At 67.8% G+C, this 26,583-nt stretch carries 28 protein-coding genes, 3 tRNA genes and 1 pseudogene; 20 read left to right on the top strand and 12 right to left on the bottom strand.

Translation table 11 applies throughout. The annotated features are described in order from the left end of the window. Positions 1 to 10: 10 nt before the first annotated feature. The 3 genes from ybaK to AC57B8_RS06540 all read left to right on the top strand — a co-directional run bounded on the left by ybaK (position 11) and on the right by AC57B8_RS06540 (position 1,573). Positions 11 to 502, top strand: a complete 492-nt coding sequence (gene ybaK, locus AC57B8_RS06550) for a Cys-tRNA(Pro) deacylase (RefSeq protein ID WP_496479009.1) — start codon at positions 11 to 13, stop codon at positions 500 to 502. 74 nt (positions 503 to 576) lie between these two features. After that, on the top strand, positions 577 to 1,212 hold the full coding sequence (plsY, locus tag AC57B8_RS06545; RefSeq protein WP_062469978.1) for a glycerol-3-phosphate 1-O-acyltransferase PlsY: 636 nt from the start codon (positions 577 to 579) through the stop codon (positions 1,210 to 1,212). A gap of 7 nt (positions 1,213 to 1,219) precedes the next feature. Continuing rightward, positions 1,220 to 1,573 carry a RidA family protein gene (locus AC57B8_RS06540; protein WP_070062404.1) on the top strand — a complete coding sequence of 118 codons (354 nt, stop codon included), beginning with the start codon at positions 1,220 to 1,222 and terminating at the stop codon, positions 1,571 to 1,573. A 19-nt stretch (positions 1,574 to 1,592) separates the two neighbouring features. On the opposite strand, the gene AC57B8_RS06535 is transcribed toward AC57B8_RS06540, so the two are convergent. Both AC57B8_RS06535 and AC57B8_RS06530 read right to left on the bottom strand, forming a co-directional pair. Then, positions 1,593 to 2,237, bottom strand: a complete 645-nt coding sequence (locus AC57B8_RS06535; RefSeq protein WP_496479008.1) for a retropepsin-like aspartic protease family protein — start codon at positions 2,235 to 2,237, stop codon at positions 1,593 to 1,595. A 7-nt stretch (positions 2,238 to 2,244) separates the two neighbouring features. Next, a complete protein-coding gene (locus tag AC57B8_RS06530) occupies positions 2,245 to 2,730 on the bottom strand; it encodes a YajQ family cyclic di-GMP-binding protein (RefSeq protein ID WP_095746332.1) in 486 nt (161 codons plus the stop codon). 43 nt (positions 2,731 to 2,773) lie between these two features. Here AC57B8_RS06530 and murB point away from each other — a divergent pair, with 43 nt between their 5' ends. Both murB and AC57B8_RS06520 read left to right on the top strand, forming a co-directional pair. Beyond that, a complete protein-coding gene (gene murB, locus AC57B8_RS06525; RefSeq protein WP_496479007.1) occupies positions 2,774 to 3,826 on the top strand; it encodes a UDP-N-acetylmuramate dehydrogenase in 1,053 nt (350 codons plus the stop codon). Positions 3,827 to 3,857: 31 nt separating this feature from the next. Beyond that, positions 3,858 to 4,694: a glycine-rich domain-containing protein gene (locus AC57B8_RS06520; protein WP_496479006.1), complete on the top strand. Its 837-nt coding sequence runs from the start codon at positions 3,858 to 3,860 to the stop codon at positions 4,692 to 4,694. 90 nt (positions 4,695 to 4,784) lie between these two features. Here the strand turns inward: AC57B8_RS06520 and argG are convergent, their stop codons facing one another. From argG to AC57B8_RS06500, 4 genes are all read right to left on the bottom strand, one after another. Continuing rightward, positions 4,785 to 6,125, bottom strand: a complete 1,341-nt coding sequence (argG, locus tag AC57B8_RS06515; protein ID WP_062469963.1) for an argininosuccinate synthase — start codon at positions 6,123 to 6,125, stop codon at positions 4,785 to 4,787. 15 nt (positions 6,126 to 6,140) lie between these two features. Then, positions 6,141 to 6,467 carry a pyrimidine/purine nucleoside phosphorylase gene (gene ppnP / locus AC57B8_RS06510; RefSeq protein WP_062469962.1) on the bottom strand — a complete coding sequence of 109 codons (327 nt, stop codon included), beginning with the start codon at positions 6,465 to 6,467 and terminating at the stop codon, positions 6,141 to 6,143. Between the two features lie 126 nt (positions 6,468 to 6,593). Next, positions 6,594 to 7,241: a hypothetical protein gene (locus tag AC57B8_RS06505; RefSeq protein ID WP_496479005.1), complete on the bottom strand. Its 648-nt coding sequence runs from the start codon at positions 7,239 to 7,241 to the stop codon at positions 6,594 to 6,596. 58 nt (positions 7,242 to 7,299) lie between these two features. Continuing rightward, on the bottom strand, positions 7,300 to 7,653 hold the full coding sequence (locus AC57B8_RS06500) for an ArsC family reductase (protein WP_496479004.1): 354 nt from the start codon (positions 7,651 to 7,653) through the stop codon (positions 7,300 to 7,302). Positions 7,654 to 7,689: 36 nt separating this feature from the next. Here AC57B8_RS06500 and folC point away from each other — a divergent pair, with 36 nt between their 5' ends. From folC to AC57B8_RS06445, 11 genes are all read left to right on the top strand, one after another. After that, positions 7,690 to 8,997 carry a bifunctional tetrahydrofolate synthase/dihydrofolate synthase gene (gene folC, locus AC57B8_RS06495; protein ID WP_095950847.1) on the top strand — a complete coding sequence of 436 codons (1,308 nt, stop codon included), beginning with the start codon at positions 7,690 to 7,692 and terminating at the stop codon, positions 8,995 to 8,997. Between the two features lie 72 nt (positions 8,998 to 9,069). After that, positions 9,070 to 9,933, top strand: a complete 864-nt coding sequence (locus AC57B8_RS06490; RefSeq protein WP_496479003.1) for an SPOR domain-containing protein — start codon at positions 9,070 to 9,072, stop codon at positions 9,931 to 9,933. Positions 9,934 to 9,968: 35 nt separating this feature from the next. Then, entirely contained in the window at positions 9,969 to 10,454 is a 486-nt protein-coding gene (locus AC57B8_RS06485; protein WP_070062414.1) for a CvpA family protein, read from the top strand. A gap of 12 nt (positions 10,455 to 10,466) precedes the next feature. Further along, positions 10,467 to 11,969 (top strand): amidophosphoribosyltransferase, encoded by a 1,503-nt coding sequence (purF, locus tag AC57B8_RS06480; RefSeq protein ID WP_070062415.1) that lies wholly within the window; start codon positions 10,467 to 10,469, stop codon positions 11,967 to 11,969. 21 nt (positions 11,970 to 11,990) lie between these two features. Continuing rightward, positions 11,991 to 13,214, top strand: coding sequence for an O-succinylhomoserine sulfhydrylase (locus AC57B8_RS06475; protein WP_070062416.1), 1,224 nt, complete (start codon positions 11,991 to 11,993; stop codon positions 13,212 to 13,214). A gap of 11 nt (positions 13,215 to 13,225) precedes the next feature. After that, on the top strand, positions 13,226 to 14,614 hold the full coding sequence (gltX, locus tag AC57B8_RS06470) for a glutamate--tRNA ligase (protein WP_496479002.1): 1,389 nt from the start codon (positions 13,226 to 13,228) through the stop codon (positions 14,612 to 14,614). A 36-nt stretch (positions 14,615 to 14,650) separates the two neighbouring features. Further along, positions 14,651 to 14,726 (top strand) — tRNA-Ala (locus AC57B8_RS06465). A 51-nt stretch (positions 14,727 to 14,777) separates the two neighbouring features. Next, positions 14,778 to 14,853: transfer RNA gene (locus tag AC57B8_RS06460), tRNA-Glu, on the top strand. A gap of 69 nt (positions 14,854 to 14,922) precedes the next feature. Beyond that, positions 14,923 to 14,999 (top strand) — tRNA-Asp (locus tag AC57B8_RS06455). A 218-nt stretch (positions 15,000 to 15,217) separates the two neighbouring features. Then, a complete protein-coding gene (locus tag AC57B8_RS06450; protein WP_159275861.1) occupies positions 15,218 to 15,589 on the top strand; it encodes a hypothetical protein in 372 nt (123 codons plus the stop codon). 253 nt (positions 15,590 to 15,842) lie between these two features. Continuing rightward, positions 15,843 to 16,460 carry a DUF4337 domain-containing protein gene (locus AC57B8_RS06445; protein ID WP_062469943.1) on the top strand — a complete coding sequence of 206 codons (618 nt, stop codon included), beginning with the start codon at positions 15,843 to 15,845 and terminating at the stop codon, positions 16,458 to 16,460. On the opposite strand, the gene AC57B8_RS06440 is transcribed toward AC57B8_RS06445, so the two are convergent. From AC57B8_RS06440 to AC57B8_RS06420, 5 genes are all read right to left on the bottom strand, one after another. Then, on the bottom strand, positions 16,457 to 18,100 hold the full coding sequence (locus AC57B8_RS06440; protein ID WP_496479001.1) for an ATP-binding protein: 1,644 nt from the start codon (positions 18,098 to 18,100) through the stop codon (positions 16,457 to 16,459). The genes AC57B8_RS06445 and AC57B8_RS06440 overlap by 4 nt on opposite strands. 169 nt (positions 18,101 to 18,269) lie before the next feature. Further along, the gene (locus tag AC57B8_RS06435) at positions 18,270 to 18,533 is read right to left on the bottom strand and encodes a hypothetical protein (RefSeq protein WP_070062421.1); all 264 of its coding nucleotides are present in this window, start codon (positions 18,531 to 18,533) and stop codon (positions 18,270 to 18,272) included. Between the two features lie 74 nt (positions 18,534 to 18,607). Next, positions 18,608 to 19,123, bottom strand: a complete 516-nt coding sequence (locus AC57B8_RS06430; RefSeq protein ID WP_496479000.1) for a hypothetical protein — start codon at positions 19,121 to 19,123, stop codon at positions 18,608 to 18,610. Next, positions 19,113 to 20,063 (bottom strand): universal stress protein, encoded by a 951-nt coding sequence (locus tag AC57B8_RS06425; RefSeq protein WP_095746320.1) that lies wholly within the window; start codon positions 20,061 to 20,063, stop codon positions 19,113 to 19,115. Before AC57B8_RS06425 ends, AC57B8_RS06430 begins: the two co-directional genes overlap by 11 nt. A 419-nt stretch (positions 20,064 to 20,482) precedes the next feature. Beyond that, on the bottom strand, positions 20,483 to 21,106 hold the full coding sequence (locus AC57B8_RS06420) for a TetR/AcrR family transcriptional regulator (RefSeq protein WP_496478999.1): 624 nt from the start codon (positions 21,104 to 21,106) through the stop codon (positions 20,483 to 20,485). Positions 21,107 to 21,216: 110 nt separating this feature from the next. Between AC57B8_RS06420 and AC57B8_RS06415 the strand changes: the two genes are divergently transcribed. After that, entirely contained in the window at positions 21,217 to 22,026 is an 810-nt protein-coding gene (locus AC57B8_RS06415; RefSeq protein ID WP_369646202.1) for a siderophore-interacting protein, read from the top strand. A gap of 21 nt (positions 22,027 to 22,047) precedes the next feature. On the opposite strand, the gene AC57B8_RS06410 is transcribed toward AC57B8_RS06415, so the two are convergent. Next, positions 22,048 to 23,058 (bottom strand): AraC family transcriptional regulator, encoded by a 1,011-nt coding sequence (locus AC57B8_RS06410; RefSeq protein ID WP_159275867.1) that lies wholly within the window; start codon positions 23,056 to 23,058, stop codon positions 22,048 to 22,050. Between the two features lie 184 nt (positions 23,059 to 23,242). Here AC57B8_RS06410 and AC57B8_RS06405 point away from each other — a divergent pair, with 184 nt between their 5' ends. From AC57B8_RS06405 to AC57B8_RS06395, 3 genes and pseudogenes are all read left to right on the top strand, one after another. Continuing rightward, a complete protein-coding gene (locus tag AC57B8_RS06405) occupies positions 23,243 to 24,037 on the top strand; it encodes an SDR family oxidoreductase (protein WP_496478998.1) in 795 nt (264 codons plus the stop codon). A gap of 49 nt (positions 24,038 to 24,086) precedes the next feature. Next, positions 24,087 to 25,334 carry a styrene monooxygenase/indole monooxygenase family protein gene (locus AC57B8_RS06400; RefSeq protein WP_496478997.1) on the top strand — a complete coding sequence of 416 codons (1,248 nt, stop codon included), beginning with the start codon at positions 24,087 to 24,089 and terminating at the stop codon, positions 25,332 to 25,334. 13 nt (positions 25,335 to 25,347) lie between these two features. Continuing rightward, positions 25,348 to 26,583 (top strand): annotated as a pseudogene (locus tag AC57B8_RS06395) (styrene monooxygenase/indole monooxygenase family protein); the annotation flags it as partial.

Here is a 26,583-nt window from a genome sequence, read left to right as displayed (position 1 = left end):
AAGTGAGCAAGTGAGCAAGAAAGCCCACGTTTCCGAGACGCCCGCCACCCAGCTGTTGCGGGCGAACAAGGTCGCCTTCACCGAGCACCCCTACGAGTACCAGGAGCACGGCGGCGCCCAGCACAGCGCGCAGGTGCTGGGCTTCGACCCGTTCACCGTGGTCAAGACGCTGGTGATGCAGGACCAGGACGCCAAGCCGCTGATCGTGCTGATGCACGGCAACCGCACGGTGTCGACCAAGAACCTCGCGCGGCAGATCGGCGCCAAGTCGGTCGAGCCCTGCAAGCCCGAGGTGGCGCAGCGCCACAGCGGCTACATGGTGGGCGGCACCTCGCCCTTCGGCACGCGGCGCGAGATGCCGGTCTACATCGAGTCGAGCGTGCTCGAGCTACCGACGATCGCGATCAACGGCGGGCGGCGCGGCTACCTCGTGGGCATCGATCCGCAGGTGTGCGTGACGCTGCTGGGCGCAAAGCCCGTGCAGTGCGCGCTGGCAGAATAGCCGGCGTTTGCTTTTTCCCGCCGGGCATGCAGGCCGGCGGCGCACAACAACAATCCGTTCCCCGGAGACCCGCCTTGAGTTTCGATCTGCCTTCCCTCCTTGCCATCGTGGCGTCGTACCTGATCGGTTCGCTGTCGTTTGCGGTCATCGTGAGCAAGTCGCTCGGCATGGCCGACCCGCGCAGCTACGGCAGCGGCAACCCCGGTGCCACCAACGTGCTGCGCTCGGGCAACAAGGGAGCCGCGCTGGCCACCTTGTTGCTCGATGCGGCGAAGGGCTGGCTGCCGGTGTTCCTGATCCGCCAGTTCGGCGCGCAGTGGGGGCTGGGCGAGGGCGTGGCGGCGCTGGCGGGCCTGGCGGCCTTCCTGGGCCACCTGTACCCGGTGTTCTTCGGCTTCCAGGGCGGCAAGGGCGTGGCCACGGCCGCCGGCGTGCTGGTGGGCATCGCGCCCTGGCTGGGGCTGGCCACGGGCGCGACCTGGCTGATCATCGCGATCTTCTTCCGCTATTCGTCGCTGTCGTCGCTGGTGGCGGCGTTCTTTGCGCCGGCCTACTACCTGCTGGGTGGAAACATTGCGTGGCCACTCGACCGCACGGTGCTGATTGCGATCATCATCATGAGTCTGCTGCTGATCTGGCGGCACCGCGAAAACATCCGCCGGCTCGCGGCCGGCACGGAGTCGAAACTCGGCTCGAAGAAAAAGGCTTGAACTCACCATGGCATCCATCACCCGCTTCCACGTCGGCCCGCGTCTGTCCGAGACCGCGGTGCACAACGGCACCATCTACCTCGCGGGCCAGGTGCCCGACGACACCACGCAGGACATCCGCGGCCAGACCGCGCAGGTGCTCGGCATGGTCGACCGCCTGCTGGCCGAGGCCGGCAGCGACAAGTCGCGCATCCTCATGACGCAGATCTTCCTGGCCGACATCGGCGACATCGGCGCCATGAACGAGGTGTGGGATGCGTGGATTCCGGCCGGCAACACGCCGCCGCGCGCGACCGTGGAGGCCAAGATGGCCAACGCGGCTTACAAGATCGAGATCGTCGTCACGGCCGCACAGGCCTGAGGCCGGATCGGAAGCGGTCTCAGTACCGCTTCTCGAGAATCATCTCGTCGGCGTCGCGCCGCATCGAGAAGCGGTTGAGAAAGCTGTTGCCCAGCAGCACGAAGGGCATGGGTTGCTGCGAGACGATGGCGTCGATGTCGTAGACCTCGACGTCGCCCACGCGCACGCTCTGCAACCGCAGCCTGTAGCCCGCAGCGTTGCCGTTGGCCGTGCGCATCTGCACCAGCTGCCCCTTGCTGTAATCGAGTCCGATGCGCTGGGCATCGACCGCCGACAGCGCGATGGTGGTCGCGCCGGTGTCGAGCATGAAGGTGACGGCGCGGCCGTTGATCTGGCCCTGCGTCATGTAGTGGCCCCGGCTGTCGGCCTGCAACACGATGCGGTTGCCGCCGCTGCCGGCAATGCCGCCCCGGCCGATGCTCACGGGCGAATCCATGCGCAGCGAAAAACGCTTGCCCGCCGATTCGACCACCGCCTGGTCGGCCTGCAGCGACACCAGCTTGACGCCCTGGAAGGTCTCCCCGACCGCCACCGTCTTGGGCGGCGCGCCGTTCACGATGAGGATCGCGCGGCTGCCGATGGAACCGGTCAGCGTGACCGAGTCGGCGGCGTGCGCCGCCATGGCCGCGGCCGCCCACAGCGCCGCGACGAGGAGCGCATTCATGCGCGGGTCAGTCGCGGAAGTTGTTGAAGGACAGCGGCATGTCGGGCACGTCCTTCTTGATGAGGGCCATGGCGGCCTGCAGGTCGTCGCGCTTGGCGCCGGTGATGCGCACGGCGTCGCCCTGGATCGCGGCCTGCACCTTGAGCTTGCTGTCCTTGACGATGCGGGTGATCTTCTTGGCCTGCTCGCTCTCGATGCCGTTCTTGATCTTGATGACCTGCTTGACCTTGTCGCCGCCCATCTTCTGGACGTCGCCCTTGTCGAGGAAACGCACGTCGACGTTGCGCTTGGTGAGCTTGTTGCGAAGGATGTCCTCGACCTGCACGAGCTGGAACTCGGCGTCGCCGATCATGGTGATCTCCTTGTCCTTGAGCTCGACGGCGGCGGCGGTGCCCTTGAAATCGAAGCGTGTGCCGATTTCCTTGGCGGTGTTTTCGACCGCATTCTTCACTTCGGGCAGATTGGGCTCGCAGACGGTATCGAAAGACGGCATAGGCTCTCCTGGACGCACGGGGACTGAATGCGACAATTCTCCCATGATCGTGGAGTCCAATGTCCCGCTGCAGCCCTACAACAGCTTCGGCATCGTCGCGCGCGCGCAGCACCTGGCGCGCATCACCGGCGAGGCCGACCTGGCCGCGCTGCACGCCGATCCGGCCTGGCGCGACGAACCCCGTTTCGTGCTCGGCGGCGGCAGCAACATCGTGCTCACGGGCGACGTCAAGCCACTGGTGCTGAAGGTCGAGATCAAGGGGCGGCGGCTGGTCGAAGAGACGCCGCGCGCCTGGGTCGTCGAGGCCGGCGCCGGCGAAACCTGGCACGACACCGTCGAATGGATGGTGCGCAGCGGCTACCCGGGGCTGGAAAACCTGGCGCTCATTCCCGGCACGGTGGGCGGCGCGCCGGTGCAGAACATCGGCGCCTATGGCGTCGAGCTGCAGGACCGCTTCGACTCGCTCGACGCCTTCGACCTCGAAACCGGCCGCGCCTTCACGCTCGACGCGGCGCAGTGCGCCTTCGGCTACCGCGACTCCGTCTTCAAGCACGTGCGCAGCGGCCCGAACGACTTCGGCCTGGCGGGCCGCGCGGTCATCACGCGGGTGCGCTTCCGGCTGCCCAAGCCCTGGAAGCCCGTGGTCGGCTACCTCGACCTCGAGCGCAAGATGGAAGAAACCGGCAATTTCACGCCCAGTGCGGTGGACATTTTCGAGTGGATCTGCGCCATCCGCCGCGCCAAGCTGCCCGACTGGCGCGTGCTGGGCAACGCAGGCAGCTTCTTCAAGAACCCGACGGTCACGCCCGAGCAGTGCGCCGACATCATCGCGCGCGACCCGAAGATCGTGCATTACCCGATGGACGACGGCAGCATCAAGCTCGCGGCCGGCTGGCTCATCGACGCCTGCGGCTGGAAGGGCAAGTCGGTGGGCAACGCCGGCGTGTACGAAAAGCAGGCGCTGGTGCTGGTCAACCGCGGCGGCTCGGCCAACCCGGTGACCGGCGGCGAGGTGATGACGCTGGCCAAGGCGATCCAGACCAGCGTGTACGAGCGCTTCGGCATCCGGCTGGAGCCGGAGCCCGTGGTGGTCTGACCCCGCCGGCACCCCGCACACCGCCGCGCGCATGGAGCTCGACTTTCTTCACCTGAATTTCCGGCGCCGTATTGCGGTTGCCCTGTGGGCCCAGCGGCTCACCGTCGTGGGCGGCATCGCCTGGCTGCTTTTCGGGTGGCACAACGGGGCCGGGTCGGTGGCCTTCGTGCTGTTCGCCGGCTTTGCCTTCGTCGCGACGCTCGCCTGGGTCGAGAAGAGCATGCGCCGCCAGTTCATCCGCGAGGCCCGGCTGCCGCCATTCCTCATCGGCAAGCTGCGCGCTGCGCACCCGCAACTGAGCCCGCGCGACGCCGAGCTGGTGCTGCGCGGGCTGCGGCAGTTCTTCATGGCGCACCTGCGCAGCGACCGGAAGTTCGTGGCCATGCCTTCGCGGGTGGTCGACACGGCCTGGCACGAGTTCATCCTGCACACGCAGGCCTACCAGACCTGGTGCCAGGCGGCCTTCGGCGGCATGCTGCACCACAGCCCGGCCGAGGTGCTGGGCAAGGATGCGCGGCGCAACGACGGCCTGCGCCGCACCTGGTACTGGGCCTGCAAGGAAGAGAGCATCGACCCGCGCAAGCCGGCGCGGCTGCCGCTGCTGTTTGCGCTGGACATCAAGTTCGCGATTGCGGGCGGCTTCCACTACATCCCCGATTGCCGGGCGATCGAGCGCGCAACGGGCACCGACGCGCACTGCGGCTCGAGCTTCGGCGATTCGTCGTCCGACGGCGGCAGCTCGGGCGATGCCGGGGGCTTCGGTGGCAGCGAGTCGAGCGGGAGCGGCGATGGCGGCTCCAGCGACGGCGGTGGTGCGTCCGATGGCGGTGGTGGATGCGGCGGCGGGTGCGGAGGCGGCGGCGACTGACGCCGGGTGCACCTTCCAAAGAAAAACGGGCCCCGAGGGGCCCGTTGTCATTGCTGCCCTTGCGGTTGGCAAGGGCAGCGAAGGGATCGATCAGCTCGCGTCGCCGTCGTTCGCCAGCTTCGGCAGCGAGGCGCCTTCGCCCGACGACAGCAGGCCGACCTGCGTGTAGATGGCGAGCTTCTCGCGCGTGTCGACGATGTCCAGGTTGCGCATCGTGAGCTGGCCGATGCGGTCCAGCGGCGTGAACGCGCCTTCGACCTTTTCCATGCTCAGGCGCTCGGGCTTGTACGTGAGGTTGGCCGATTCGGTGTTCAGGATCGAGTAGTCGTTGCCGCGGCGCAGCTCGACCGTCACTTCGCCGGTGATGGCGCGTGCCACCCAGCGCTGGGCCGTCTCGCGCAGCATGATGGCCTGCGGGTCGAACCAGCGGCCCTGGTACAGCAGGCGGCCCAGGCGGCGGCCGTTGTCGCGGTACTGCTCGATGGTGTCTTCGTTGTGGATGCCGGTGACCAGGCGCTCGTAGGCGATGAACAGCAGCGCCAGGCCGGGAGCCTCGTAGATGCCGCGGCTCTTGGCCTCGATGATGCGGTTTTCGATCTGGTCGCTCATGCCCAGGCCGTGGCGCCCGCCGATGCGGTTGGCTTCGAGGATCAGCTCGACCAGGTTCGTGTAGCGCACGCCGTTCAGCGCGACGGGCACGCCTTCTTCGAAGCGCACCGAGACGGTTTCGCGCTTGACTTCGACTTCGTCCTTCCAGAAGGCCACGCCCATGATGGGCTGCACGATCTGCATGCCGCTGTTCAGGTGCTCGAGGTCCTTGGCTTCGTGGGTGGCGCCCAGCATGTTCGAGTCGGTCGAGTAGGCCTTCTCGGACGACATCTTGTAGGCGAAGCCGGCCTTTTGCATGAACGCCGACATTTCGGCGCGGCCGCCCAGCTCGTCGATGAAGACCTGGTCGAGCCAGGGCTTGTAGATCTTCAGCGCGGGGTTGGTGAGCAGGCCGTAGCGGTAGAAGCGCTCGATGTCGTTGCCCTTGTAGGTGCTGCCGTCGCCCCAGATGTGGACGTCGTCTTCCTTCATGGCCGACACCAGCATGGTGCCCGTCACCGCGCGGCCCAGCGGCGTGGTGTTGAAGTAGGTCACGCCGGCGGTGGTCACGTGGAAGGCGCCGGCCTGCAGGGCGGCGATGCCTTCGTTGGCCAGCTGCGCGCGGCAGTCGATCAGGCGGGCGTTCTCGGCGCCGTAGAGCATCGCCTTGCGCGGGATCTCGTCGTAGTCGGGCTCGTCGGGCTGGCCGAGGTTGGCGGTGTAGGCGTAGGGGACGGCGCCCTTGAGCTTCATCCAGTGCAGCGCCGCGCTGGTGTCCAGGCCGCCGGAGAAGGCGATGCCGACCTTCTGGCCGGCGGGAACGTTTTGGAGAATGGTCGACATGTCAGGGGTTCCGTTTCAACCGAAGTGGCAGATGTAGCTGTAGGGCTCGCCGCTCACGCGGATCTGGAAGCTGGAGTTGCCCGGGATGCTGAACTTCTGGCCGGGGCCCGAGGCGATCCATTCGCTGGTGCCCGCGAGCTGGTATTCGCAGCTGCCGCCGGTGCCTTCCATGATTTCAGGCGCGCCGGTGTTGAAGGTGAGGGTGGAGGGCAGGACCACGCCGACCGATTTCTTGGTGCCGTCCGCCAGGGTGAGGTTGTGGCTCACGCACTTGCCGTCGAAATACACATTGGCCTTGGTGGCCACTGCGGCGCTGTTGATGGTGTCGGTAGTCGTCGTCATTGGATGGATGGCGCCGGCGCCTGCGCGTTCGGCGGATCGAGGGACGCGCCGCGGCAGCAGCACCCCCGGGGTTGGAGAAGCCCTCGATTTTAGGGGCTCGGGCGAGCCGGCCCGCCGTGGGGGAACTCAGTAGCGCCAGCCGTGGCGATGGCCGCCCCATCCGCGATAGCCACGGTAGTAGCCGCCACCGCCCCAGCCGCGCGAATAGCCCAGGTTCAGCGAGATGCCGACCGGCGGGTAGACGTAGGGCTGCGCATACGGGTAGGTGTAGGCGGGCTGCACGTAGACGGGCGGGGCATACACCGGGGCCGGCTGCACGTAGACCGACGCGGGCGCGTTGGACACCACCACGCCGGGTTCGGGTACGACGCTGTCCCAGGGGGAGTTGGCACCTTGTTGGTACTGCCCCTGTTGCGGGTACGGCTGGTACTGTTCCTGGTACTGCGGGCCGTTGTTGGCCTCGACAGGGTAGGGCTGCAATTGCGACTGGGGCTGGACCGGCGCGGTGGTCGCGCCTGGCGTGGTCACGCCGTAGGCGCTGGCCTGAATCGGGATGGTGGCGCCCGGCCGGCTGGTGGTGCGGGTCGTGTACTGGCGGCCCTGGTATTCGTAGGTGACGTTGTAGCTGACGTCGCTGCCGGTCGTTTCGCGGATCGGCGTGGCGGAAATCACGCGCGCCTGGACCACTTGCTGGGCCTGCACGACGCTGGCGCCCGTGGCCAGCAGGCCGGCCGCCGACAGCCCCGTGAGGATGCGAAAAACGTGTCTGTTCATGGTGTTCTCTCCTGCAGATCGCGGTTGGAGGCCGGCCGGCGGGACGGGGTTCCGGGGTTTACACGGCGTTCACAGCCCAGCTATCGGCATCGAAACCAGTCGTTACGCCCGTGTTCGGGCCCCAATCGACCACCGGCCGCTTGATCAGGCTGGGGTTGCCGAGCAGCACGGGGCGGGCCGAGGCGGCGTCGACCACCGCGTCGCGCGTGGCCTCGTCCAGCTTGCGCCAGGTGGTGCCCTTGCGGTTGACCAGCGCCTCCCAGCCGGGGGCTTTGAGCCAGCGGTCGAGCTCGGCCTCGGGCACGCCCTGTTTCTTGAAATCGTGGAAGGCGTAGGCCACGCCATGGTCGTCGAGCCAGGCGCGGGCGCGCTTGACGGTGTCGCAGTTCGGAATGCCGTATAGGGTTGTCATGGCCGCCATGATGCCGCGAGCGGCCGGTCGGCGACAATGCCGGCCTCCATGGAAACCCTGAACGACTGGCTCGCGCGCGCCGAGCACCTTCATCCCGACAAGATCGAACTCGGGCTCGATCGCGCCAAAGAAATGGCGCAGCGTCTGGGCCTGCGTTTCGACTGCCCCGTCATCACGGTGGCGGGCACCAATGGCAAGGGCTCGACCTGCGCCATGCTCGAATCGATCCTGACGCACGCGGGCTACCGCACGGCCGTGTTCACCTCGCCGCACCTGGTGCGCTTCGAGGAGCGGCTGCGGCTCAAGGGCGAAGCGGTCGACGCTTCCAAACTGATAGCAAGCTTCGAGGTGGTGGAAAAGGCGCGCGGCGACATGGCCCTGACCTACTTCGAGTTCACCACGCTCGGCATCCTGCATTGCATGATCCAGGAGAAGCCCGACGTGGCGATCCTCGAGGTCGGCCTGGGCGGCCGGCTCGACGCGGTGAACATCATCGACGCCGACTGCGCGGTCATCACCAGCATCGACCTGGACCACATGGAGTACCTCGGCCCCGACCGCGAAAGCATCGGCTTCGAGAAGGCCGGCATCCTGCGCGCCGGCAAGCCCGCCATCGTGAGCGACCCGGTGCCGCCGCAAAGCGTCATCGACCACGCGAACGCCATCGGCGCCGACCTGTGGCGTTTCGGGCACGACTTCAACGTCTCGGGCGACAAGCAGCAGTGGGGCTGGTCGGGCCGGGGGCGGCGCTACAGCGGCCTGGCGTACCCGGCGCTGCGCGGCGCCAACCAGTTGCTCAACGCGGCGGGCGTGCTCGCGGCGCTCGAGGCGCTGCGCCCGCAGCTGCCGATCACGGCGCAGGCGGTGCGCAACGGGCTCGCGATGGTCGAGCTGCCGGGCCGCTTCCAGATCGTGCCGGGCGAGCCCACGCTGGTGCTCGACGTGGCGCACAACGCCCACGCCGTCGCGGCGCTGGCCGAGAACCTCGACGCCATGGGTTTTTCGCCCACCACGCACGGCGTGTTCGGCGTCATGGCCGACAAGGACCTCGCGCCCATCCTGGCGCGCATCGGGCCGCTGATCGACCGCTGGTACTTCACCGACCTGCCCACGCCGCGCGCCGCCAAGGCCGCCGATCTGCTGGCCGCGTGGCAGGCCCAGAACACGCGCAAAGACGCCTCGGGTAGCGTGCACGCGAGCCCGATGGACGCCCTGCGCGCGGCCATCGAGCAGGCAGGTGCCACTGATAGAATCGTGGTCTTCGGATCGTTCTTCACCGTGGGTGGCGTCCTCGAAAACGGCACCCCCCGGCTGCAAGCCAAACACCTGCTGCCAGGCGGCTGATCGTCGGGCTGTCCACACCCATCCGGCACCATCGGGCACCACCTCGCTGCACTCCTCCAGGGATCGAACTTCATGGCGTTTTTCAAGTTCCGCGCGCGCGGCCCACAAGGCAACGAAGGACGCAGCGCCCCCGCGGCGGTGCCGGCGGAAAGTGTCGAATCCATGCGCCGGCGCGCGCGCCATCGGCTGCTCGGCGCGGCGGTGCTGGTGCTGGTCGGCGTGATCGGCTTTCCGCTGCTGTTCGACACCCAGCCGCGCCCCGTGCCGGTCGACATCCCGATCGAGATTCCTGACCGCAACAAGGCCAAGCCGCTGCCCGTGCCCGCCACGCCGGCACCTGCCACGAGCAGCGCGCCTTCGTCGCCGTCCGACGGCAGCTCCCGCGTGGCGGCAGCCTCGTCGGCCGGCGGCATGATCACCGAGACCGCCGACGGCACCGTGATCGAGCCCGGCACGACCGTGCCCGCCACCCCGGCGGCCCCGAAGCCCGCCGTGGAGCCGAAGAAGCCCGAACCCAAACCCGAGCCGAAGCCTGAGCCCAAACCGGAACCCAAGCCAGAGCCGAAAAAACCTGAACCGAAGCCCGAGGCCAAGCCGAAGCCGGAACCCGCCAAGCCCGCCGCAAATGCCGACGACGGCGCCCGCGCCCGCGCGCTGCTCGAAGGCAAGCCGCCCGCCGCCGCGCCCAAGCCGGCCGCCGACGACAACGGCCGCTTCGTCGTGCAGGTCGGCGCCTTTGCCGATGCCGACAAGGCGCGCGAAGTGCGCCAGAAGCTCGAGCGCGCCGGCCTCAAGACCTACGTGCACGTCGCCAAGACGACCGACGGCGAGCGCACGCGTGTGCGCGTCGGGCCGTTCGCCTCGCGTGCCGAGGCCGAGAAGGCCGCGGACCGGGTCAAGGGCTTGTCTTTGGCCGCAGCCATCCTCACGTTGTAAGCACCGCCGTCGCCCGCTGCCTGTAGTTCATTGCCGTGGCCCTGCTCGACTGGATCGCCATCGCGCTCATCGTGCTGTCGATGCTGTTCGGGCTGGTGCGCGGCCTGGTGTTCGAAGTGATTTCGCTGATCGGCTGGGTGGCCGCCTTCATCGTGGCCCAGTGGGTGGCCTCCGACGTGGCGGCCTGGCTGCCGTTCGGCGACCCGCAGGCCACTTGGCGCTACCCGCTGGCCTTCGTGCTGGTGTTCGTGGCGGTGGCGTTCGGCGTGGGGCTGGCGGCAGCCCTCACGCGCAAGTTGATCGCCGCGGTCGGCCTGCGGCCGGTGGACCGGATTTTGGGAGCAGCGTTCGGCGCGGCACGGGGGGCGGTGGCCCTGCTCGTGCTGGCGGTCGTTGTTCATTTGCTGGCGTTGAGCGACAGTGCCTGGTGGCACGAATCGCGCAGCGCCATTGTTCTCGATGCGGCATTGCAGGGCCTCAAACCCTCGCTGCCTGAAAAGTTGGCAAGCTACCTGCCCTGAGAGGAATCGTTCATGTGTGGAATCGTCGGCGTTGTCAGCAACGCACCCGTCAACCAGCTGCTCTATGACGCGCTGCTGCTGCTGCAGCACCGTGGCCAGGATGCGGCCGGCATCGTGACCTTGCTGGAACGCAAGTTCTTCATGCACAAGGCCAAGGGCATGGTGCGCGACGTGTTCCGCACCCGCAACATGCGCGCGCTGCCGGGCAACGTGGGCCTGGGCCAGGTGCGCTACCCGACCGCGGGCAACGCCTACAGCGAAGAAGAGGCGCAGCCCTTCTACGTGAACGCGCCCTTCGGAATCGTGCTGGTGCACAACGGCAACCTGACCAACGCGCACGCCCTGCGCGCGGAACTGTTCTCCACCGACCACCGCCACACCAACACCGAGAGCGACTCCGAAGTGCTGCTCAACGTGCTGGCCCACGAAGTCGAGCGCTCTTCGCGCGGCGTGCCGCTGCACCCGGCCGAGGTGTTCGCCGCCGTCAAGAACGTCTACAAGCGCCTGCGCGGCTCGTACGCCGTGGTCTCGCTGATCGCCGGCCACGGCCTGCTGGCCTTCCGCGACCCCTACGGCATCCGCCCGCTGTGCATGGGCCGCAGCGCCGACGGCACCGTCATGGTGGCCAGCGAATCGGTCGCGCTCGAAGGCTCGGGCCATGTGTTCGAGCGCAACATCGAACCGGGCGAAGCCGTGTTCATCGACCTCGAAGGCAACGTGCACTCGATGCAGTGCGCCGAAGGTGCGTCGCTCAACCCGTGCATCTTCGAGTTCGTGTACCTCGCACGTCCCGACTCGGTGCTCGACGGCATCTCGGTCTACCAGGCGCGCCTGAACCTGGGCGAAACGCTGGCCAAGCGCGTGGTCTCGACCGTGCCGCCGAACCAGATCGACGTGATCATCCCGATTCCCGAATCGAGCCGCCCGAGCGCCACGCAGCTCGCGCACCTCCTGGGTATTCCGTACCGCGAAGGCTTCGTGAAGAACCGCTACGTGGGCCGCACCTTCATCATGCCGGGGCAGGGCGTTCGCAAGAAGTCGGTGCGCCAGAAGCTCAACGTGATCGGCAGCGAGTTCAAGGGCCGCAACGTGCTGCTGGTCGACGACTCCATCGTGCGCGGCACTACCAGCCGCGAGATCGTGCAGATGGCGCGCGACGCCGGCGCGCGCAAGGTCTACCTGGCCAGCGCCGCACCGCCGGTGCGCTACCCGAACGTCTACGGCATCGACATGCCGACCAAGGACGAACTCGTGGCGCACGACCGCACCGTCGAGGAAATCCGCGAGCTCATCGGCTGCGACGCGCTGATCTACCAGGACGTCGACGCCATGAAGCGCGCCATCGGTTCGCTCAATCCGAAGCTCGCCGGTTTCGATGCCTCGTGCTTCGACGGCGTGTACGTGACCGGCGACATCGATACCGCCGCCATCTCGCGCATGAACGGCAACCGTCCGCGCATCGAGGAAAACGAAGAAGACGCTTCGCGCCTCGCCCTGCCGAACCCCAGCGAGTAAGAGAAAGAAGAGAGGGCCGACGTGAGCCAAGACGAACGCACCTTGCCACCCGGCCTGCACCGCGACACCCTCGCGCTGCGCACCGGCCTGGCGCCCAGCCAGCACGGCGAGCACTCGGAGGCCCTGTTCCTCACGAGCGGCTTCGTGCAGCCCGACGCCGAAACCTCGGCCCGCCGCTTCGCCGGCACCGAGGCCGGTTTCACCTATTCGCGCACCTCGAACCCGACGGTGGCCAGCTTCGAGCAGCGCCTGGCCGCGCTCGAAGGCACCGAGGCCGCCATCGGCGCCTCGACCGGCATGGGCGCGATCCTCATGATGTGCATGGGCCTGCTCAAGGCCGGTGACCACGTGATCTGCTCGCGCTCGGTGTTCGGCTCCACGCTGAACCTGTTCGGCAAGGAGTTCGCCAAGTTCGGCGTCGAGACCACCTTCGTCTCGCAGACCGACGTGGCCGAATGGCGCGCGGCGCTCAAGCCCAACACCAAGCTGCTCTTCGCAGAAACGCCGACCAACCCGCTGACGGAAGTCTGCGACATCCAGGCATTGGCCGACCTGGCCCACGGCGTGGGCGCGCTGCTCGCGGTCGACAACTGCTTCTGCACGCCGATCCTGCAGCGGCCGGCCGAGCTGGGCGCCGACCTGATCATTCATTCGGGCACCAAGTACCTCGACGGCCAGGGCCGTGTGATGGCTGGCGCGATCTGCGGTCCGTCGAAGCTCATCGTCGATGTCTTCGGCCCCGTGGTGCGCACCGCCGGCATGGCGCTGTCGCCATTCAATGCGTGGGTCGTGCTCAAGGGCATGGAAACGCTCGGCATTCGCATGAAGGCGCAATGCGCGAATGCGCTGGCCGTGGCGCAGTGGCTCGAGCAGCAGCCCGGCATTGCGCGCGTGTACTACCCCGGTCTTGCCTCGCATGGACAGCACGAACTCGCGATGCGCCAGCAGTCGGGGCAGGGCGGGGCGGTGGTGTCGTTCGACGTGGTCGGCGACACGCCCGACGCCGCGCGCGCCAACGCCTTCCACGTGATCAACAGCACGCGCGTCGTGAGCATCGCCACCAACCTGGGCGACACCAAGACCATCATCACGCACCCCGGCACGACCTCGCACGGCCGCCTCACCGAAGTGCAGCGCCAGGCCGCCGGCATCAGCCAGGGGCTGATCCGCCTCGCGGTCGGCCTCGAATACATCGACGACATCACGGCCGACCTTTCGCGCGGCCTGAGTACCCTGACTTCCTGATTTTTCATTTCATGACCGGCAAAGTTCGCACCCGCATCGCACCGTCTCCCACCGGCTTCCTGCACCTGGGCACGGCGCGCACCGCACTCTATTCGTGGGCCTACGCGCGCCACCACGGCGGCGAGTTCGTGCTGCGCATCGAGGACACCGACGTGGCCCGTTCCACGCAGGACTCGACCGACCAGATCCTCGCGTCGATGCACTGGCTCGGCCTCGACTACGACGAAGGCCCGATCTACCAGATGCAGCGCCTCGAGCGCTACCGCGAAGTCATCGCGCAGATGCTCGCGGCCGGCACGGCCTACCACTGCTACTGCACGCCGGCCGAGCTCGACGAGATGCGCGAAGCCCAACGCGCGCGCGGCGAGAAGACGCTGTACGACCGCCGCTGGCGTCCGGCGCTGGGCAAGGTGCTGCCGCCCGTGCCCGAAGGTGTGCCGCCCGTGGTGCGCTTCTGCAATCCGCCCGAAGGCGACGTGACGTGGAACGACCTCGTCAAGGGCGAGATCACCATCAACAACCGCGAGATCGACGACCTGATCATCCTGCGTCCTGATGGTGTGCCGACCTACAACTTCGCGGTGGTGGTCGACGACTGGGACATGGCCATCACGCACGTGTTCCGCGGCGACGAGCACATCAACAACACGCCGTGGCAGATCAACATCTTCCGCGCGCTCGGCGCACCGCTGCCGCAGTTCGGCCACGTGCCCGTGATCCTCGGCGACGACGGGCAGAAGCTCTCGAAGCGCCGCGGTGCCGTGAGCGTCACCGCGTACGAGGACAACGGCTACCTGCCCGAAGCCATGCTCAACTACCTCGCGCGCCTGGGCTGGAGCCACGGCGACGACGAGCTCTTCACGCGCGAGCAGATGGTGAGCTGGTTCGACGGATCGCACCTGTCGAAGAGCCCCGCGCAGTGGGACGCGGCCAAGCTCGCATGGGTGAATGCGCAGTACATCAAGGCCAAGAGCGGCGAGGAGCTTGCACCGCTTGTTGCAGCGCAGTTGCAAAAGCGCGGCATCGTCGCCGACGCACGTTTGCCTGCGATCTGCGCGCTCTTCAAGGACCGTTGCGATACGACTGTGGCGCTCGCTGGTTGGGCTGCAGCGTTTTATGCGGACATCGAAGTGACCGACGCAGACCGCGCGCAGCACATCACCGATGCAGTGAAGCCCGCGATCGCAACACTCGTTGAAAAATTGATGACGGTCGCCTGGGAGAGGGCCGAAATCGCAGTTATGATCAAGGAAGTCCTCGCGACACACGCGCTGAAAATGCCCGTGTTAGCGATGCCAGTACGAGTGCTTGTGATGGGAACATCGCAGACACCGTCCCTCGATTCAGTGCTCGAAATTTTTTCCCGCGAAAAAGTTATCGAGCGATTGAAAAAGGCCTGAAAAATCGGGCTATAATTCGAGGCTCGACACCCACACGGGGGTATAGCTCAGCTGGGAGAGCGCTTGCATGGCATGCAAGAGGTCATCGGTTCGATCCCGTTTACCTCCACCATCAAAGTGTCGAGTAGGTTAGAGATGCTGATCGCAGCACGTCCAAGGTTTTGACCCTATCGTCTAGAGGCCTAGGACACCACCCTTTCACGGTGGCTACCGGGGTTCGAATCCCCGTAGGGTCGCCAGTTTCACTTCGGTGAAGTCGGCACGAGTCGTCAACACTCGGTTTCGCAAGGAACGAACGTTGTCTACCAGGAGTGGTAGTTCAGTTGGTTAGAATACCGGCCTGTCACGCCGGGGGTCGCGGGTTCGAGTCCCGTCCACTCCGCCAAACACAAGCCCCAGTAGCAGTTCTGCTACTGGGGCTTTTTGTTTTGCTCCGGGGCTTGGGCGCGGATGGGCACTTGTTCCTGGGATTCCGGCTAACCCACCTCGACCAGCTGGCAGCGTGACATTTGGGAACGTTCTTCACCGTGGCGATGTACGCGACGCCGCCAGGCCAGGCGTTGGTGATGCATCAGGGCAGTTTCTCGCCCTCCAGGAGATGAAATGATTTTTCCCCGGTCCACTCTCAAGCTCGGTGTCGCAGGTCTCGTGGCTGCCGCCGCCGTTTTCACCGCCGCATCGGCCAGTGCGGCCACCAGCTGGTCCATTGGCGTCAACCTGCCTGGCGTGGTCGTGAGCGAGCCGGCACCGGTCTATTACGAGCCGGCGCCTGTCTACTCTAGGCCAGCCCCGACCTACTACCAGCCCGCACAGCCGGTCTACTCCGCCCCTGCACCTGTCTACTACGAGCCTGAATCCCGTTGGGAAGAACGTCGCGCGCAACGCTGGGAGGAACGCCGCGCAGAGCGCCGCGAATGGCGCCGCCGGCAATGGGAGCGCGAGCAGCACCGCCGCTACTACGAGGATCGCGACTGACATCGGGAACGTCGATCCCTGCGAATCTGCCGGGCCTGGCATCAGTGATCTGCTGCCAGGCCCGGCTCGCATGCACGCGCGGTTGACCTGAGCGCAGCACGTTTCCCGAGCGCAGCCACGCGCTCCCGGCGGTTGCCTGCGCGCCCTGCGCATCCGCAGGGCCGACAGGACTTTCACCGAGCCATCAACACGTGAAGTCCGGGCATACTCGCGCGCCCTCCAGATTTCCAACAACAACGCCTAGAAGAACTTCATGTCAGGACACGGCTTTCACGTGCATGGTCCGCACGATCACGAACTCGAACATGCCGCCTCCGGCGGCCACGGCCACGGCCATGACGGTGCCGCCTCTTCAGGCAAGGGCATGAGCACGACGGGAAAGATCGCCGTGAGCACCGCCGCCATTGCGACGGCGGGCGCGATCTTCGCGTACATGGGCGGGGCCACGCAGGCCAACGCCGGCCTTTACAAGAACAACGCGGCCATCAAGAAGACCGAGGCTTCGAACCAGTGGAATTACTTCCAGTCGAAGAGCACCAAGCAGGCGCTGGCGGAGTTCGCACGCGACACGGCCACCGACGACGGCCGTCGCCAGGGCTGGCAGGTGAAGGTCACCCGCTATGAGCAGGAGAAGACCGAGATCCAGGCCGCCGCCAAGAAGCTGGAGGACGAGGCCAGCCGCTGGGACGCGCAGTCCGAGACGCAGATGCACCAGCACCACCGCTGGGCGCAGGCCACCACCGTGCTGCAGGTCTCCATCGCGCTGGCGGCCATTGCGCTGCTCACCCGGAAGAAATGGCTGGAGCGCGCCATGTACGGCGTGGCCGTCGCGGGCGTCGCGATCGGCGCGCTGGCCGCGCTGCACATCTAGGACTGGGCGGGGCGGTTCACCAGCGCGTGAATCCCGCGCAAGTCCAACCGCTCCAGCAGGTCGGCAAGCAGAGCCATGAAAGGCGCGTAGGCGGCTTCGTCGGCGTGGCGTGCGATCCAGTGCTCGATGTCCGTGACGCGGCCCTCAAGCGCCAGGCTGGCGAGTTCGTCCAGGGCGCGATCCTCCGGCATGGCATGTCGGGGCATCGCGGGCGTCGGTGATGCTTCGCCAGGCGCTGTCTCTCGCTGCGCGACGACGGGCCAGTCCGCGTCGGAGGTATCGACCGGTACCGATAGCGTGAAGGAGAACGTCGCGCCCTGGCCGGCCACGCTGGCCACGCTCAGCATTCCGCCCATGGCCGAGACGATGCGCTGCGCGATGAACAGGCCCAGTCCCGTGCTGCCGCTCGCGGGGTGCATCTGCTGGAAGGCGCCGAAGATGTCGATGTTCCGGCTCATGTCGATGCCGATCCCGGTGTCACTGACAGCGAAGTTCAAGACACAGGCGCGCCCCTCGGGCCGGGCCGTGACCGACAAGGTCACCACGCCGTCGCGCGTGAACTTGGCGGCGTTGGACAGCAGGTTCAGCAGCACCTGCTGCATGCGCTTTCCGTCCAGGCCGATCTCTCGGGGCATTCGCTTGGAAGGGCGGTAGCGAAAGCGGTTGTTCCGCTGCGCGCACAGGGCGACGGCGTAGTCGGAAATGTCGTCCAGCAGGCGCGGCAGGTCGGTCGTGACGGGGTGGACCGTCAGCGGTTGCAGCTCTGCCTTGGCGTATTCCAGCAGTTCGTCGATCAGGTGGAGCTGGTACTTGACGCTGCGCTGGATGGTCAGCAGATGCTTGCGCTGCCTGTCGTGCGCATCGGCGAGCAGGAGAGACGCGTACCCGCCGATCGTCGCAAGCGGTGCGCGCAAATCGTGGCCGATGTAGCCCAGGATCTCGACTTTCTGATGGGCCTTGGCCTCGATGTGGGCGAGGGCCGCGCGCAGATCGGCATGCAAGGCGGCGGCGTGCATGTTGCCGAACGCGAGCGCGTAGCCGATGTGGGTCAGTTTCAAACCGAAGGCCAGCAGGGTCTGGAAATTGCCCGACGCCAGAAAATCCTGTGGCACGGGAAAGAAGGGCGTGCCGACCAGGCGTGCGCCATGGACCAGCAACGCCAGCAAGGCGACGACGACCACTTCAGGGTTGCTGTTTTCCCCGCGCCCGCGACCCATCGTGCACAGTGCCTGAAGGGTCATCAGGGCGATCAGCGACTGGGCCGCGCCGTACACGTAGACACGCGCCGAGGTGTCGTACGTGACATAGGAGAAGCGGGCCAGCAAGGCCACTTCCACGGCCAGTACCCCCGCCATCCAGGGCAGCCACGCGCGGCGCCGGTCGAAGAACAGGCAGATGCCCACGTAGAACAGGACCGAACTCAGTGTCGTGAGGAAATTCCCGAGGAGGATGGAGAAGAAGTCCGGGATCCTGTCCCGCAGGATGAGCAGCAAGGCGCCGACGCCGAACACAAGGAAGCCGACGCCCCAGACCAGCAGATAGCGCGCGCGTCCCTTCGCCCACAGCGCCAGCATGCCGGCGGCAAGGACGAATTCCGCCAGCGCCGTGAAGAACGCAGCAGTTCCCAGATTCAGGTTCATTTGGACTTCGATCGACGCTTGGCGATGCGCGTCGCTCCGAGGGGAGTCCGATTCTGCGGAGGATCTCGTCAGCCGCCTTTGCCTGGCGGTGCGCCGGTTTTGATCGGGCGCCCTGTCCGGTCATTGACCGGTTCGTGCCTTCCCAGGTTGCGCGAGTTCAGGCGCAGCGCTACCCCAGCAGCAGGACCTGCGTGCCGTCGGAGGCCACCATCACGCCCGGCGACGCCGCATCGATCTCGATGCGGATGCCCATGTGCAAGGCCGGGTCCAGGGGGCGCTGGCGGCCCGCGTTGAAGAGCGCCACGTCGCGCAGGTAGGTGTCGTGCTGCGCCAGGTTCAGCACGAACTTCTCCGGATAGGCGCCGGTCGCGCTCAGGTGGTCCGAGAATTTCTCGGTCATCGTGAAGAAGAGGAACAGCGGGTTGTCGGCCATGCCGCAAATCTAGCCGCGCCGGCCGAAATCCGGCTACCGGGTTTGTGGGAGGAGAAGGCGCCCGGCCGCAGCCCTCAGGCCATCCCGTAGCGCAGCAGCCAGTTCCAGATCACCGCCGAGCCGTTCGACATCGCCAGTGCCGACTTCGCGTAACCCATGAGGTCGGCCAGCCGCACCTCGGCGCGGATCACGACGTCGTGGCGCTGCAGGTCTTCTTCCTTCACGTCCGCGCGGCGCCGGTCGAGTTCGTCGCGCAGCACGGTGGCGTAGGCGCGCGGGCTCTTCAGGCGCAGGAACATGATCGGCTCGACCACGGCGTCGAGCGCGGGATCGACGAAGGTGTGGATCTCGGGTTCGCGCGAGACGACCTGGTCGCCGTGCGCGTCCCGGATCAGCTGCCGGGCCTCTTCGAGCGCGGCCTCGTTCGCCGCGTAGATCCGGCCGCCGCGTCCTTCGCAGATGAACACGTACTGGTCGGGCCGCGAGAGCCAGTCGACCGGCCCGCGCTGGGCGAAGACGGCCAGGCCTTCGGCGCCGGGCAGCAGCGACTGGCGCAGCGGGTACTTGGTGAGGGGGTCTTCAGCGAACATCTTGCAGCTTCCTCGAAATGACGAGCGACGGGGTGTCGGCGCGGCGGTCGGCGGGCACGACCAGCACGTCGCCCGTGGCCCAGCACAGCACGCGCTGCGCCACGCTGCCGAACAGGAAGTCGGCCAGCGGATGGGCGCGGCGCTTGCCGACCACCAGCAGCTCGGCGCGCGCATGCTGCTGCTGCACCGTGGCCTGGCGCGCCGGGTCGCCGCGGCCGATGGCCGAGAGCACGCGGTTGCGCCGTGCGCTCGACGAGTCGGTGAGCGAGAACAGCCGCTCGCGCGCCTGTCGCATGCTGTCGTGGCGGTAGGTCTTGATGGCGTGCTCGGACACTTCGGCGTAGCGCAGCTTGCTCTCGTGCATCGTGTTGAGTGCGTGGAACAGCTCCAGCGCGGCGTCGGGGTCCAGTCCGTGGGCCAGGCTCACGAGCTCGCGCGAGGCGGGCGTGAAGTCGACGGCCACGAGGATGCGGCTGTAGCGCAGGCGCGTGTCGAGCCGCGTCACGAGCACCGGGCAGCGCAGCTGCCGCAGCAGGCGCTCCACGGGTTGGCCGGTGAAGAAGGCGGCGGGCGAGCGGTCGCGTTCGTGGCTCAGCACCACGAGGTCGACGTAGCGTGCCTCGTCCACGATCTGCGCGAGGCCGCCGCCCGGCCCCGCGACCTGCTTGACCAGCACATCGAAGCGCGAGGCCATGGCGCGGGCCAGCCCCGCGAGGGCGGTGGCCGCCTCGGCGTGCGCGAGCGGCGCGAGGTCCGCGGGCGCGTACACGAGCTTCAGCAGCGCGCCGTGTTCGGCCGCGAGCAGGGCGGCGCGTTCGACCGCGCGGTTGCCGCGCGCCGTCAGGTCGGTGACGGCGAGGATGGATTGAAAAGACGGCGTGCTGGATGCGACGCCGCCTCCGGGAAGGGCGTGCTCCCGCTGAACCTGATGATGATGCATGACGCACTCCAGTCGAACGCGACCCCGGATGACGGGGGCGCAGCCGCGCGGGGCAGGTGCCCGGCGGTCGATGGTTTGCGCTGAAAAGAGAGAGGGGGAAAGAGGCGGACCGCCGGGCTCAGGAATGTGCGGGCGTCTGCTGGGCCGCCGCTGTCATCCGCGCCCACGCAGGCGTGCAACCGCCGGGGCGGGACGTCAAGGTGTGGAGGAAGGGCTGGGCGTTCATGGCGGGGAGTCTAGGCCGGATGCGGCCGAATCCGTTCAGTACCCGCACAACCTTTGCCAGATTGAAGCCGCGCGGTGCAGGGCGTGCGCGGTTGGGCTTCCCATTTTTCCTTTTCATTTGTCATGCGCAGGAGGGGACGTGTTTCCGTGTCTGTCCCCGTCTTCCTGGAGGTTCACGCATGAGATCCCACTGCCTAGCGCCCGGCCGGGCCGCAGAGATAGCCCATGAGCGCATCGACGATCGAGGCCTCGAGCGCGGCCGGCTCGAACTGCGCGGGCGGCTCGATGACGGCCGCATGCACCAGCGTCTCCATGATCTGCAGCACCACCCAGGTGGCGAGGTCGAGGTTGCGCGGCGCGAGCTCGGGGCGGTGCTCGTCCAGCAGCTGGCGCACGCGCCGGAAGATGTCGTGATCGGCCGCACTCTCTTCGCGCGGCGCATCGAAGAAGGGAAACTCCTTTTCGAGCACGCGATGCAGCTCGGGATACACCGCATGCGCCGCGAGCAGTGCACGCACCATGGCCTGCACGCGCCCGCGCAGGCTGCGCGCGCGCGATGTGGCCAGTACGTCGTCGATGGCCGCGTACATCTGCGCGGCGTGTCGCTCGTGCAGCGCCGTGATCAGCGAGTCCTTGTTCGGGAAGTACTGGTAGAGCGAGCCCACGCTCACGCCGGCGCGTTCGGCCACCACGTTGGTGTTGGTGCCGGCATAGCCGCGCTCGCCCAGAACGCGAGCCGTGGCTTCCAGGATGACCTCGACCATCTGCTGCGAGCGCGCCTGGCGCGGCGTCTTTCTTGGCTGGGGAAGGGATTTCATCGGATGGTCCGAATGCGAGTTTTCAATGCGAGTGATGGCTCGTATTCTAAGAAGAACCGAGCAAATGCTCGCATTCAAGAGTTCGCAACATTCGAATCGATACACACACCATGACAGCCAATGCCTCCGAGGCCCACGCGCCGCGTGCGTTGCCTTCCGCCTTCCCGCTCCTGCAGCCAATCGCAGCGGTCCCACCCGAACGGGGCACGCGGCTGGAAGCCCATGTCCTCCAGTGCCGCCTCGTGACGCCGCACATGCGCCGCATCACCCTCGGCGGCCCGGACGTCGCCGCCTTCTTGCGCCACGCGGCGGCCGACCAACCCGGCGCCTGGGTGAAGGTGTTCGTGCCCGGCGGCGAAGGGCGCGCCTACACCCTGCGCCGCATCGACCGCGTCGCCGCCACGCTCGAGCTGGACTTCGTGCTGCATGGCGACAGCGGCCATGAAGGCCCGGCCTCGGCCTGGGCGGCACGGGCGCAGCCGGGCGAACGCATCGGCTTCGCCGGCCCGCGCGACGGCGGTTTCGCGCTCCCGGACGACGCGCGCTGGGTGATGCTGGCCGGCGACGCGACCGCGCTGCCTGCGATCCAGTCGATTGCCGCGAGCCTCGGGCCGGAGATCCGCCTCAAGACCTATGTCGAAGTGCCCACGGCGGCCGATGTGCAGGAGATCCGCAGCCAGGCTGTGTTGCGCACCTGCTGGCTCACCGGCGATCCGGCCGAGCCGGGGCTGGCGCTTCAACAACAGCTGATGCACCGGCCGCAGCCGGCGGGGCCGGGTTACATCTGGCTGGCGGGAGAGTCGGGCGTGGTGCGCACGTTGCGCGCCCATTTCCTGAACGACCAGGGCCTGGCGCGCACGCGCCTGACCGCCAAGGGCTACTGGAAGCACGGCGAAGCCGATCACCGCGATCGGGCCTGAGCCCGACACGCACTGGCCGGGTCAGTGCTCGGCCGGTGCGTGGCGCGTGCGGGTGTCCGAAGGCCGCTCGCCGAAGCGCGCGCGGTACTGGGCCGCGAAATGGCCCAGGTGAAGGAAGCCGTATTTTTCCGCCACGTCGCGCACGCCCGTCTGCGTGGACGCGGCCTGCAGCTCGGCGCGCACCCGGTCCAGCCGCAGCTCGCGCAGGAACTCCATCGGTCCCTGGCCCGCATGCTGGCGGAACGCGATCTGCAGGGCGCGCGCGCTGCAGCCGGCCTCGCGGCACACGTCGGCCAGCGACAGCGGCTGCTCGGCGTGCGCGGCCATGAACTCCTGTGCCTTGCGCACCGCGCGCGGCAGCAGGTGGCGCTGCGCGTCGCCGGCCAGGGCGCGCGAGTGGTTGTGGCCGGCCGACATCAGCAGGCTCGACATCAGGTACTCCTCTGCATGCTCGGCCAGTCGCCCGCCGCCTTGGAGCGCATTGCCGGCGTCGAGCGTGAGCCGCAGGTAGTCGATGAAATGCACCAGCGGCGCGAGCGCGGGGTTGTCCAGCGGCACGCCGAGGTCGAACACCAGGTGCTGGCGCACGGGGGCCTGCAGCAGCGCCTCGAGCCGCGACAGCAGCGCCGCGCGCGCGATGCGCACGATCAGGTGCGGGCTGTCGTCGGCCCAGCGCATCGACAGCAGTTCGGTGGGCGAGGGCAGCGAGGCGACGCGCGGCGTGGCTTCGACCTGCTGGCCGCCACAGCGGATGTCGGCGCCGCCGCGCAACGGAATCTGCAACAGGAAGAAGTCTTGCAGGTAGCCCGGATCGATCTGCACGCCGGGGCCGTACTGCACGTAATTGAGGCTCACGTCGCGGTGCAGCCGCGCGCTGTGGTGGCAGGCGTCCAGTTCGGTGCGTGGGCGCAGCATCGTGAGGCCGTGGGGGCAGAACACGCGGGCCACGCTCTCGCGCGCCTCGTCCATGTCGTGGCTCTCGAACAAACGGTAACGCTGCAGCGGCAGCCGTGGGGCGGTGGCGGTTTCCATAGGGAAGCGCAGTGACCGTAGCAAAAAGCCTTCCAGCCCACAATTCGGGCCGTCCCTTGGAACCCCCGAAAAAACCTGCGCGGCAGGGACAGCGCCTGCGTTTTCCGGATCGGCCGGCGAGGCCTTGCGTTCTACCTTTGGCCCATTCGCCGAACCGGCGATTCAACCGAGGAGAGCAAGCGTCATGTTCAAGGGACTCGAAGGCAAAAGCGCCATCGTCACGGGTGGTTCGACATTGATAGGCGCCGGCGTGGTGCGCGCCTTTCACGCGGCGGGCGTGAAGGTGGTCATCGCCGACATCGACGCCGACAAGGGCCAGCCGCTGGCCGACGCGCTGGGCGCCGGAGCGCGCTTCGTGCGCACCGACATCACCGACGACGCGCAGGTGAAGGCCTGCGTCGATGAAGCCGCCACCCGCCACGGCAGCGTGGACTTTCTCGTCAACCTGGCGTGCTCGTACGTGGACGACGGCTTCAAGTCGCCGCGCGCCGACTGGCTCACCTCGTTCAACGTGAACGTGGCCAGCGCCGTGGCCATGCTGCAGGCGGCGCACCCGCACATGGTGGCGGCCGGCGGCGGGGCGGTGGTCAACTTCACCAGCATCTCGTCGCGCGTGGCCCAGACGGGGCGCTGGCTCTACCCCGTGAGCAAGGCCGCGATGGCGCAGCTCACGCGCAACATGGCGATGGACCTCGCCCCCGACCGCATCCGCGTGAACAGCGTCTCGCCGGGCTGGACCTGGTCAGCCGTGATGGACCAGCTCACGGGCGGCGACCGCGCGCGCACCGACCGCGTGGCCGCGCCCTACCACCTGCTGGGGCGCGTCGGCGACCCCGACGAGGTGGCGCAGGTGGTGCTGTTCCTGTGCTCCCAGCACGCGAGCTTCGTCACCGGCGCCGACTACGCGGTGGACGGCGGCTACTCCGCCATGGGCCCGGAGCAGGCCGTGCCCGCGATTCCCCGCCTGATGGAACCCTGATCGGCATCCACAACAACACCCCACGAGACAACGAAAGAAGGAGCAAGCCATGAAGCGAATCGCCATCGTCGGCGCGGGCCAGTCGGGCCTGCAACTGGGACTCGGTCTGCTGGACGCAGGCTACGAGGTCACGATGTACAGCAACCGCACGGCGGACGACATCCGCCACGGCAAGGTCATGTCGAGCCAGTGCATGTTCCACACCGCGCTGCAGGTCGAACGCGACCTCGGGCTCGACCATTGGGCCAGCGACTGCCCCACGGTCGACGGCATCGGCTTCGCCGTGCCGCACCCCGAGCAGAAGGGCGCCAAGGCCATCGAATGGGCGGCGCGGCTGAACTCGAGCGCGCAGTCGGTCGACCAGCGCGTGAAGGTGCCGGCGTGGATGGCGCTGTTCCAGCAGAAGGGCGGTGAGCTGGTCTTCAAGGACGCGGGCATCGACGACCTCGAAGCCTGCACCCGCAGCCACGACCTCACGCTGGTGGCCAGCGGCAAGGGCGAGATCTCCAAGCTCTTCGAGCGCGATGCCGCCAAGTCGACCTACGACCAGCCGCAGCGCGCACTGGCGCTCACCTACGTGAAGGGCATGCGCCCGCGCACGCCGTACTCGGCCGTGTGCTTCAACCTGATTCCGGGCGTGGGCGAGTACTTCGTGTTCCCGGCGCTCACCACCACGGGCCCGTGCGAGATCATGGTGTTCGAAGGCGTGCCCGGCGGCCCGATGGACTGCTGGGCCGACGTGAAGTCGCCACAGGAGCACCTGGCGCGCAGCAAGTGGATCCTCGACACCTTCACGCCCTGGGAGGCCGAGCGCTGCGCCGACATCGAACTCACCGACGACAACGGCATCCTCGCCGGCCGCTTCGCGCCCACCGTGCGCAAGCCGATCGCCACGCTGCCTTCGGGCCGCAAGGTGCTCGGCCTGGCCGACGTGGTGGTGCTCAACGACCCGATCACGGGGCAGGGCTCGAACAACGCGGCCAAGTGCGCCGACACGTACCTGAAAAGCATCCTGGCGCGCGGCGAGGGCGCGGCCGATGCGCCTTGGATGCAGCAGACCTTCGACCGCTACTGGTTCGGCTACGCGCAGTGGGTCACGCGCTGGACCAACATGCTGCTCGCACCGCCGCCGCCGCACGTGCTCAAGCTGCTCGGCAGCGCCGGCGCGGTGGCGCCGATGGCCAGCGCCATCGCCAACGGCTTCGACGATCCGCGCACCTTCTTCCCGTGGTTCGCCGACCCGCAGGAGGCCGACCGCTACCTCGACACCTGCGCGGCCGCCGCGGCGGCTGCGTAGGCGGAGCCAGCGCATGACACGACGCGTGGCCATCGTCGGCGCCGGCCAGTCCGGCATGCAGCTCGCGCTGGGCCTGCGGGCCAAAGGGTACGCCGTGACGGTGTATGCGAACCGCACGGCGCAGGAGATCTTCGACGGGCCGGTGATGTCCAGCCAGTGCATGTTCGAGACCGCGCTGCAGACCGAGCGCGAACTGGGGCTCGACAGCTGGGCCGACACCTGCCCGGTGGTCGAGGGCATCGGCATGTCGGTGCGAAGCCCGGAAGGCAGTCGCGCCATCGCGTGGGAGGCGAAGCTCGACGGCCCCGCGCAGTCGGTCGACCAGCGGCTGAAGATCTCTGCGTGGATGACGTTGTTCGAGGCGCGTGGCGGCCGGCTCGTTCACCAGGACGCAGACCTCGACACGCTGGAAGACTGCGCGCGCATGCACGATCTCGTGGTCGTCGCGAGCGGCAAGGGCGAAATCTCGGCGCTGTTCCCGCGCGATGACGCGCGCTCGCCCTTCGACGCGCCGCAGCGCGCGCTGGCGCTCACCTACGTGAAGGGCATGCGCCCGCGCGAACCGTTCGCGGCCGTGAGCTTCAACCTCATTCCGGGTGTCGGCGAGTACTTCGTGTTCCCCGCGCTCACCACCAGCGGCCCGTGCGAAATCATGGTGTTCGAAGGCGTGCCGGGCGGCCCCATGGATTGCTGGGACGACGTGAAGACACCGCAGGAGCACCTGGCGCGTAGCAAGCAGATTCTTGCCACCTTCCTGCCGTGGGAGGCCGAGCGCTGCGAACACATCGAGCTCACCGACGACCACGGCGTGCTGCGTGGCCGCGTCACGCCCGTGGTGCGCCACCCGGTGGCCACGCTGCCCTCGGGCCGCCAGGTGCTGGGGCTCGCCGACGCGGTGGTGCTCAACGACCCGATCACGGGGCAGGGCTCGAACAACGCGGCCAAGGCCGCCGACATCTACCTCAAGCGCATCCTCGAGCACGGCGACGCGCCCTTCGACGCCGCATGGATGCAGCAGACCTTCGACCGCTACTGGGAGGGCTACGCCCGCTGGGCCACCGACTGGACGCACAGCCTGCTCACGCCGCCCGCGCCGCACCTGCAGAAGCTGCTGCAGAGCGCCACGCACAGGCCGGCCGTGGCGAGCGCGGTGGTCAACGGCTTCGACGACCCTCGCAACTTCGCACCCTGGTGGTTCGACGCGGCCGAGGCCGATCGCTTTCTCGAAGCCAAGGCGCGCGAGGCCGCG

It is taken from the genome of Variovorax sp. BGA-UO-ETr-C22, assembly GCF_059567965.1.
Note: the sequence above shows the minus strand (reverse complement) of the source record. Positions and strands in the feature narration are given on the sequence as shown.